Below are 9,245 nucleotides of genomic sequence, written 5' to 3' on the forward strand. Positions count from 1 at the left end.
AACTGTTTTCAGACGGCCTTCAATCGGTTATTGCCTTAGGCTACGCTAAAGCCTGCATCGGCAATGGCTTTTTTCACGGCATCCACATCCAAACCTTCACCGTGGGTAATCACCACCACACCGGTTTCAAAATTCGCGTTCACCATGCGGACATTCGGCACGGCTTCAGCTTGGGTAATCAATTTGCGGGAATCTTCCTTGCTGCTCATCCCGGTAACGTCAAATTTCATTTGCGGCATATTTTTACCTCTTTAAAAGATATCCAATAAAAATGAGTAATCCATCAGCTTTCCCGACATCATTGTTATTGTCTCGGAAAATTTGAGTGCTGCGGTGTAATCTGTCTTCCCTGTCACTCACAGCTTGGCAGATGCGCTTGGAAAGCATGTCTTTGATTTTGCCTTTAATTGCAGGCTTTGTCTATTTTGTTTAAACATATTTCATGCAGACAGGCACAATATTCCACGTTCAAAAACATATAAGGCATTATTTGTCATAAATAATATTTGATTTCCCCGAATCAGCCGAAGATATAATATTTTCATAACCATACGAATCTTTACCGCACTTGCCGAAATCCGGTTGGCAAACCGGCAGGCAACCGTCCGGCGATACGCCACCCTCTCAAGTAATTTTCTGTACAATGCGGCACCGTTTTCCAAACAATCCCATTAAACACATCATGACCGGTATCTTTTCCAAACTCGAAGCTTTCTGGTGCCGCCCGCCCGTATATTGGCTGCTGATTCCCCTGCTGGCCGCCGCCACGCCGCTCACTTTCGCCCCCTACTACCATTTCTGGCTGATGCCTTTGTTGTTCGCGGCCTTCATCCGCCTGTTGGAGCTCCGTCCCGACGTTCGAACCCGCAGTGCCTACCTGTTTGGCCTGGTTGCCTATACCGTTCAGTTTTATTGGATACACACCGCCCTGCACGACGTTTCCGGCCTGCCCAATCTCTACGCCCTCCCCCTCACCATGCTGCTGCCGGCCTATCTGGCACTATTCCCCGCCACCGCCGTTTGGCTCTGGAACCGCATCCGTTTAAACCGTTGGCTGCATACCGGCCTTGCACTGCCGGTTTTTTGGACATTGGCGGAATTTGCCCGCGAACGTTTGCTGACCGGATTCGGCTGGGGGGCATTGGGTTATTCCCAAATTGCCGACCACGCCCCACTGGCCGGTTTCGCTCCTTTGGGCGGCATTCATTTGGTTACATTCGCCACCGCGTTACTCGGTGCATGGCTGGTTTTACTGGTGGACAACAAAGGCCGTCTGAAAAAACGCTTGGCCCTTGCCTGCGCCGTTGCGGCATTATTATTCGGCGGCCATATCGCCAAGCAAACCGATTTCACCCAACCCACAGGACAAACCGCCACCGTCGCCCTGGCTCAAGGCAATATCGAACAACACTTAAAATTCCGCAACGACCAAGTCCTGCCGACTTTGGATCGTTATTTCCGACAAATCGCCGACACGCATGCCGATATCGTCATCCTGCCCGAAACGGCATTCCCCGTGATGCTCCAAGAACTGCCTGACCACATCATTGCAGAATTTGCCGAACAGGCCCGTCAAAACGGCAGCGCCTTAGCTGTCGGCACCATGCAATACACGGCTGACGGTATGAATTATCAAAATGCCGTCGTCAATCTGACCGATTACCGCATAGGAGCGGCCAATATTCCGTTTTACGCCAAAAACCACTTGGTTCCTTTCGGCGAATACAAACCCCTGCAGTCCTTAACCGCCCCGCTCTATCAAATGATGGATATGCCCTTGTCCGATATTCTGCACGGCGGAGAGGCGCAAAAACCGTTTCCCATGAAAAACCAACAGGTAGCATTTAATATTTGTTATGAAGACGGTTTCGGCGACGATTTAATCGCCTCTGCCAAACAATCCACCCTGCTCGCCAACGCCAGCAACTTGGCTTGGTACGGCGACTCCAATGCCATGTTCCAACATCTGCAGCAATCGCAAGCGCGCGCATTGGAACTGGGCCGTTACATGGCCAGAGCCACCAATACCGGCGCGACCGCCATCGTAGACAACAAAGGACGCATCGTTGCCATGGCACCCACTAATACCGCAACCGTATTGAAAGAAGAAATTCAAGGCTATCAGGGAGAAACACCTTATATGCGTTTGGGCGGTTCTTTGCCGTTCATCGGCCTATTATCCGTATTCGCGGCGGTTTTTCTGGCTGTCGGGCTCAAACGAAGCAGATAAAGAAAGCCTTCAAGTGAAGCAGATAAAAAATACCGGAACCACTTGATGGCTCCGGTATTTTTATAGTCATTACAAAAACTTTGCCTCAACAGTTTTACGGCACCCTGAGATTTTAGGCAAAAAATTTATGCAAAAAAATGCACACATTTTTTCAAATGTGTGCCAAGTCTACAAAGGAGAAATAGAGGAGAAACTGTTAAGCCGCTATTGCAAGCCACTTAACGGGTATAATTATCTTGTGGAACCCATTTCCGGTCAAGCCCTTCCTTCTTTTTTGCAATAACAGCACTATTCTTATCAAAAAATATACAAAAAAGGAAAAATAAATAAAATCGAGTTTTATTTTTTCAGTTTCAATCAAAAATTACTCTAGACAAAAAAATGCACACATTTTTTCAAATGTGTGCCAAGTCTACAAAGGAGAAATAGAGGAGAAACTAGTTAAGCCGCAACCAGCGACTTAACAAAGCGGATTATGAGCAAAAAACCATCTGCCGTCAAATTTTTTGCTGCCTATAAAAAATAATCTGCCTCTTTTTAGCCACACTCCGCCATATTCTTTTCTGTTCGTTTTGCAACAAATAATCAAAACAGGGTATTCCAAAATAAGCACGACGCCCAATATTAAGTATAGAAAGCGATTGCGACTTCACCCTAAAATCGTTTCAAACGGAAAATCCACCTTATTTCCTATGAAAGCCCCTGTTCAGACGGTCCCATGCCGCCTAAAAAGCAATCAGCCATTCTTTCTTTGGAAATCGGCCATAAATTCCACCAGCGCGGCCACGCCTTCTATCGGCATGGCGTTATAAATGCTGGCGCGCATACCGCCCAACGTTTTATAGCCTTTCAGTTGGCGCAATCCGCACAATGCCGCCTCCTGCGCGAAACGTTCGTCCAATCCCGCATCTCCCGTGCTAAAGATAACGTTCATCTGCGAACGTGCGTCCGGATGTATTGCATTTCGATAAAAACCGCCGCTGCCGTCTATCGCACGGTACAACATATCGGCCTTGCGGCGGTTGATAAACGCCATTTGCCCAACGCCGCCCTGAGTCTGCAACCAGCGCAGTACCAATCCCGCAATATAAATCGGATAGGTCGCCGGCGTGTTGTACATACCTTGCTTTTCAACATGTGCCTTGTAATTCCACACCGCCGGTACCGAATCCGGACAGCGTTCCAGCAAATCCTCTCGAATGATGACGATGGTTACGCCTGCCGGACCGAGATTTTTTTGCGCACCCGCATAAATCACGCCGAAATCGGCGACATCAATCGGCCGGGACAGGATTTCGGAAGACATATCGCATATCAAAGGAGGGAAGCCGTCTGAAAGCTTGGGCATCTGCCTGTATTGCAGGCCGTGTACGGTTTCGTTGGCAACAAAATGGACAAAAGCCGAATCCTTGCTTATATCCCACTCGTTTACGGGCGGCAGGTCGCAGTAATCATATTGCGTACCGCCGTGCGCAGCCAAATGGATTCCCGCCGCTGTGGATTTTTCCATCTGCCGGTGCGCGGTTTGCGACCAATTCCCGGTAACCACCGAATCTATCCGTTTGAAACCGTGGGAGAAGTTCATTGCCACCTGGCTAAATTGCGCACTCGCCCCCCCTTGCAGGAACAATATTTTGTAATGGTCCGGCACATTTAAAAGCAGGCGCAAATCCTGTTCGGCATGATAAAGGATGCTTTGAAACTCGGCGGAACGATGGCTCATACTCATCACCGGGATGCCGGTACCGTTGTAATCGAGCATTTCCTGTTGCGCGGTGTGCAATACGGCAGCCGGCAGCACGGCGGGACCGGCGGAAAAATTGTAGACGGTATTCATGTTCGGACTCTCTATTCTGACTTTCCCGTTTACGGGATGGCGTTTCCACCGTCTGTTTGAACCATATTGAAACTATGCTTTCAGACGGCCTCGTAAAGCGCCTGATTTTATGCCCGGCAAACAGTTTCGGCAAGAAACCCGACCACCGCGCAAAAAATCAAGGCCGTCTGAAACCGCTGAAATTTAACCGCTTTTCTTTTCTGTCCAAACACGATATAATCCGCAAAATTTTTCAAGTCAAACTGAGAAATGGCCATCGGGCCATTTTTTTATTTTCTCCGGAAGGAAAAATGGACATTCAACAAATATTGGATAAAACCCTGCCGGGTTTGGGTTACGAACTGGTGGATTTCGAGCTGACGGCGCAAGGCATCTTGCGGGTCTTTATTGACAAAGAAGGCGGAATTACCGTCGAAGACTGCGCCACAGTCAGCAACCACCTCAGCCGCCTGTTTATGGTGGAAGACGTAGACTACAAAAACCTCGAAATCTCCAGCCCGGGCCTCGACCGCCCGCTGAAAAAAGCGTCAGATTTCGTCCGCTTTGCCGGACAGCAGGCAAAAATCAAAACCCGCCTGCCGATAGACGGACAGAAAAACTTTATCGGCCGTATCGAAGCGTGTGAAAACGATATCGTTACACTCTCTTTCGACGGCAAGACCGCCTCCATCGAAATCAACAATATCGACAAAGCCCGCTTAAAACCGGAATTTAAATTTTAATAACACAATTAATCGGAAACATTTTTAGGAGATAAAACATGAGTCGCGAAATGCTGCAACTGGCCGAAGCATTGGCCAGCGAAAAGAATGTAGACACCGACGTAGTGTTTGACGCACTGGAATTCGCCCTATCCACGGCTGCAAAGAAAAAAGCCGGCCGAGAACACATGGATGTGCGCGTCGAAATCGACCGGAATACCGGCGAACACCGCACCTTCCGCCGCTGGCTGATTGTGGCCGATGAGGATTACACCTATCCCGATGTGGAAAAAACCATTGAGGAAATCCAAGAAGAAATCCCCGGCACCACCATCCAAATCGGCGAATACTACGAAGAGCAAATCGAAAACGAAGGCTTCGGCCGCCAAGCCGCAATGACGGCCAAGCAGATTATCCTGCAACGCATCCGCGATGCCGAACGCGAAAAAGTCCTGAACGACTTCCTCGCCACCCGGGAAGACATCGTTATCGGAACAGTGAAAAGGGTTGAACGCCACGGCATCATCGTAGAACTCGTTCCGGGCAAACTGGACGCGCTCATCCCGCGCGACCAATCCATTCCGCGCGAAAATTTCCGTAGCGGCGACCGCATCCGTGCCCTATTCTTGCGCGTTGAAGAAGTCGGCCAATCCGGACGCAAACAAGTCATCCTCAGTCGCACCTCGCGCGAATTCCTGGCCAAACTGTTTGAACAGGAAGTACCGGAAATTGCAGACGGCCTGCTGGAAATCCGAGAAGCCGCACGCGATCCCGGCCATCGCGCCAAAATCGCCGTCAAAGCCAACGACCAGCGCATCGATCCCCAGGGAACCTGTATCGGCGTACGCGGCAGCCGCGTCAATGCCGTTACCAACGAAATCGGCGGCGAACGCATTGACGTAGTACTGTGGTCGCCGGATACGGCGCAATTCGTCATCAACGCACTGTCGCCTGCAGAAGTCAGCCGCATTGTGATTGATGAAGACCATCATGCAGTCGATGTCATCGTTGCCGAAGACCAATTGGCATTGGCCATCGGCCGGGGCGGACAAAACGTCCGCCTGGCCGCCGACCTCACCGGCTGGCAGCTCAACATCATGACTGTTACGGAAGCCGAAGAGCGTCATGCCGCCGAAGATGCCGCGCTGCGCAGCCTGTTTACCGAACACCTGGATGTCGATGAAGAAACGGCCGATGTTTTGGTACAGGAAGGCTTTGCCTCATTGGAGGAAATCGCCTATGTGCCGTCTGAAGAACTGGAAGAAATCGGTTTCGATGCCGCCACCGTCGATACATTGCGCAACCGCGCCCGCGACGCCATCCTCACCCAGGCGATGGCGCAAGAAGAAAAACTGGAAGAAATCGCCGAAGACCTCCGCACACTGGACGGTATAGACGAAGACCTGCTGCGCGACCTGGCACAGGCCAGCATCACAACGCGCGACGGTCTGGCAGAACTGTCGATAGACGAATTGCGTGAAATTACCGGTGTAGAACCCGGCGAAGCAGAAAAAATCATTCTTGCCGCCCGGGCACACTGGTTTGAAACAGACGAACAATAAGGAGGGGCTGTCGTATGAGTAACAGCACAGTAGAACAATTTGCAGCCGAATCGAAAATGTCGGTGGAGCGGATGCTGGAGCACCTGAAGAAGCACGGCATCAACAAAAACAGCGGCAGCGACATGCTGACCGATGCCGACAAAGCACAATTAAGCGCGCAAACCGTCGGCACCATCCGCATCAACCGCACCAAGGTCGAAAAAACCACGGTTGACGGCGTAGCGGTCGAACGCCGACGCAGCCGGAAAGTAGTCGTCCCTTCCGCTGACGAACAACTCGCTGCCGCCAAAGCCGCGCAGGAAAAAGCGGCGCAAGAAGCCGCTGCCGAAGCCGAGGCGGCCAAAGCGGCGGCGGAAGCCGAAGCAGCCAAAGTACGCGCCGCAGCCGAACAGCGTAAAGCTCAAGAGGTTGAAAAAGCGGCAACAGCGGATCTTCAGACGGCCTCACCCGAACCGGCCGAGCCGAAAGAAGAAAAAACCGGACAGGAAACCAAACCGGCTAAAAAAGGCTGGGAGAAAAAAGCCAAAACCCCGCCGCAACCGGTAGAAGTCGTCAATGCCGCCGAAGCCGAGCGTCGTGCCGAAGAAGAACGCCGCGCCCAGGCCTTCCGCGAACACCAGGCTGCGCTGTTGAGAGAAAAACAGGAGCGCCAAGAACGCCAGGAACGGCGTGAAGCCGCCAAAAAACAGGCGGCGGAAGAAGCGCGTGCAAGCAAAGCCGGTGAACAGCGCACCGCCAAACCGAGCGAGAAAAAACCCCTGTCGGCATCGGCAAACAAACCGGCTTCCGCACCTGCTGCGGCATCCGAGACCAATCCGAGCAGCGGCAGCCGTAAAAAGGACGAACGCCGCAATCATCACGATGATGAAGGTCAAAGCCGCAATGCCAAAGGCAAAGGCGGCAAAGGCGGACGCGACCGCAATGCGCGCGGCAGCGGTGATGAAGAGCGCGTACGCGGTGGCAAAAAAGGCAAAAAACTCAAACTCGAGCCGAACCAACACGCCTTCCAAGCACCTACCGAACCTGTCGTTCACGAAGTCTTGGTTCCGGAAACCATCACTGTCGCCGATTTGGCACACAAAATGGCCGTCAAAGGCGTGGAAGTGGTTAAAGCCCTGATGAAAATGGGCATGATGGTAACCATCAACCAATCCATAGACCAAGATACCGCCCTGATTGTGGTAGAAGAACTCGGCCACGTCGGCAAACCCGCCGCTGCCGACGATCCTGAAGCCTTCTTGGACGAAGGAGAGGAACTCATCGAAGCGAAAGCCCTGCCTCGTCCGCCCGTTGTTACCGTGATGGGTCACGTCGACCACGGTAAAACCTCGCTGCTCGACTACATCCGCCGCGCCAAAGTGGTTCAAGGCGAAGCGGGCGGCATTACCCAGCACATCGGTGCATATCACGTTCAAACCCCGCGCGGCGTAGTTACCTTCTTGGATACCCCGGGTCACGAAGCGTTTACCGCCATGCGTGCACGCGGTGCCAAAGCCACCGACATCGTGATTCTGGTGGTTGCCGCCGACGACGGCGTGATGCCGCAAACCGTAGAGGCCATTGCCCACGCCAAAGCGGCAGGCGTACCGATTGTGGTTGCAGTGAACAAAATCGATAAGGAGGCCGCCAATCCGGAACGCATCCGTCAAGAGCTGACCCAACACGAAGTCATTCCAGACGATTGGGGCGGCACTACACAGTTTATCGATGTATCGGCCAAAAAAGGTATCAATATCGACGCATTGCTCGAAGCCGTCTTGCTTGAAGCCGAAGTATTGGAACTGACTGCACCGGTGGAAGCACCCGCCAAAGGCATCATCGTCGAAGCCCGTCTGGACAAAGGACGCGGCGCGGTAGCCACGTTGCTGGTACAAAGCGGCACATTGAAAAAAGGCGACATGCTGCTGGCCGGAACAGCCTTCGGCAAAATCCGTGCCATGATGGACGAAAACGGCAAAGCCATTACCGAAGCCGGCCCGTCCATCCCGGTGGAAATCCTCGGTTTGTCGGATGTACCCAATGCCGGCGAAGACGCCATCGTGTTGGCCGACGAGAAAAAAGCACGCGAAATCGCCCTCTTCCGCCAAGGCAAATTCCGCGACGTGCGCCTGGCCAAACAACAGGCCGCCAAGCTGGAAAACATGTTCAGCAACATGGGCGAAGGCCAAGTGCAGAACCTATCGGTCATCATCAAGGCCGACGTACAGGGTTCCTACGAAGCACTCGCGGGCAGCCTGCAAAAATTGTCTACCGACGAAGTACGCGTGCAAGTCCTGCACAGCGGCGTGGGCGGCATTACCGAAAGCGACGTCAATTTGGCGATTGCTTCGGGCGCGTTCATCATCGGCTTCAACGTGCGCGCGGATGCATCCGCCCGTAAACTGGCCGAAAATGAAGACGTGGAAATCCGCTACTACAACATCATCTATGATGCCATCGACGATGTGAAAGCGGCCATGAGCGGCATGCTGTCTCCGGAAGAAAAAGAGCAAGTTACCGGTACGGTGGAAATCCGCCAAGTCATCAGCGTATCGAAAGTCGGCAACATCGGCGGCTGTATGGTTACCGACGGCGTGGTCAAACGCGATTCCCATATCCGCCTCATCCGCAACAACGTAGTTGTCCACAGCGGCGAACTGTCCTCGCTCAAACGCTACAAAGACGACGTCAAAGAAGTCCGCATGGGCTTCGAATGCGGCCTGATGATCAAAGGCTACAACGACATCATGGAAGGCGACGTACTGGAATGCTTCGACATCGTCGAAGTTGCCCGCTCGCTGTAAACACACACATAACCAAAGGCCGTCTGAAAACTTTTCAGACGGCCTTTTTATATCCGACAAACATTTTTCAATGATGTATAGTGGATTAAATTTAAACCAGGTACGGCGTTGTCTCGCCTTGCCGTACTATCT

Annotated in this window: 6 protein-coding genes; 4 read left to right on the top strand and 2 right to left on the bottom strand. The window is 52.3% G+C overall.

Going from position 1 to position 9,245, the window contains the following annotated elements; translation table 11 throughout:
* Nucleotides 1-35: 35 nt before the first annotated feature.
* The gene (locus tag HMPREF3107_RS08385; RefSeq protein ID WP_070454906.1) at nt 36-239 is read right to left on the bottom strand and encodes a heavy-metal-associated domain-containing protein; all 204 of its coding nucleotides are present in this window, start codon (nt 237-239) and stop codon (nt 36-38) included.
* 443 nt (nt 240-682) lie between these two features.
* On the opposite strand from HMPREF3107_RS08385, the gene lnt reads away from it, so the two are divergent.
* Nucleotides 683-2,230: an apolipoprotein N-acyltransferase gene (lnt, locus tag HMPREF3107_RS08390; protein WP_070454953.1), complete on the top strand. Its 1,548-nt coding sequence runs from the start codon at nt 683-685 to the stop codon at nt 2,228-2,230.
* Between the two features lie 736 nt (nt 2,231-2,966).
* Here the strand turns inward: lnt and serC are convergent.
* A complete protein-coding gene (gene serC, locus HMPREF3107_RS08395) occupies nt 2,967-4,067 on the bottom strand; it encodes a 3-phosphoserine/phosphohydroxythreonine transaminase (protein ID WP_070454907.1) in 1,101 nt (366 codons plus the stop codon).
* A gap of 290 nt (nt 4,068-4,357) precedes the next feature.
* Between serC and rimP the strand changes: the two genes are divergently transcribed.
* From rimP to infB, 3 genes are read left to right on the top strand one after another with little or no spacing between them, the layout of a single operon-like run.
* Nucleotides 4,358-4,789, top strand: a complete 432-nt coding sequence (gene rimP / locus HMPREF3107_RS08400) for a ribosome maturation factor RimP (protein ID WP_070454954.1) — start codon at nt 4,358-4,360, stop codon at nt 4,787-4,789.
* Nucleotides 4,790-4,827: 38 nt separating this feature from the next.
* Nucleotides 4,828-6,330, top strand: a complete 1,503-nt coding sequence (gene nusA, locus HMPREF3107_RS08405) for a transcription termination factor NusA (RefSeq protein WP_070454908.1) — start codon at nt 4,828-4,830, stop codon at nt 6,328-6,330.
* A gap of 14 nt (nt 6,331-6,344) precedes the next feature.
* The gene (gene infB / locus HMPREF3107_RS08410; RefSeq protein WP_070454909.1) at nt 6,345-9,113 is read left to right on the top strand and encodes a translation initiation factor IF-2; all 2,769 of its coding nucleotides are present in this window, start codon (nt 6,345-6,347) and stop codon (nt 9,111-9,113) included.
* Nucleotides 9,114-9,245: the final 132 nt, after the last annotated feature.

Origin of the sequence: Neisseria sp. HMSC31F04 (genome assembly GCF_001807735.1) — a bacterium.
In the GTDB taxonomy this organism is placed as follows: Bacteria; Pseudomonadota; Gammaproteobacteria; order Burkholderiales; family Neisseriaceae; genus Neisseria; species Neisseria elongata.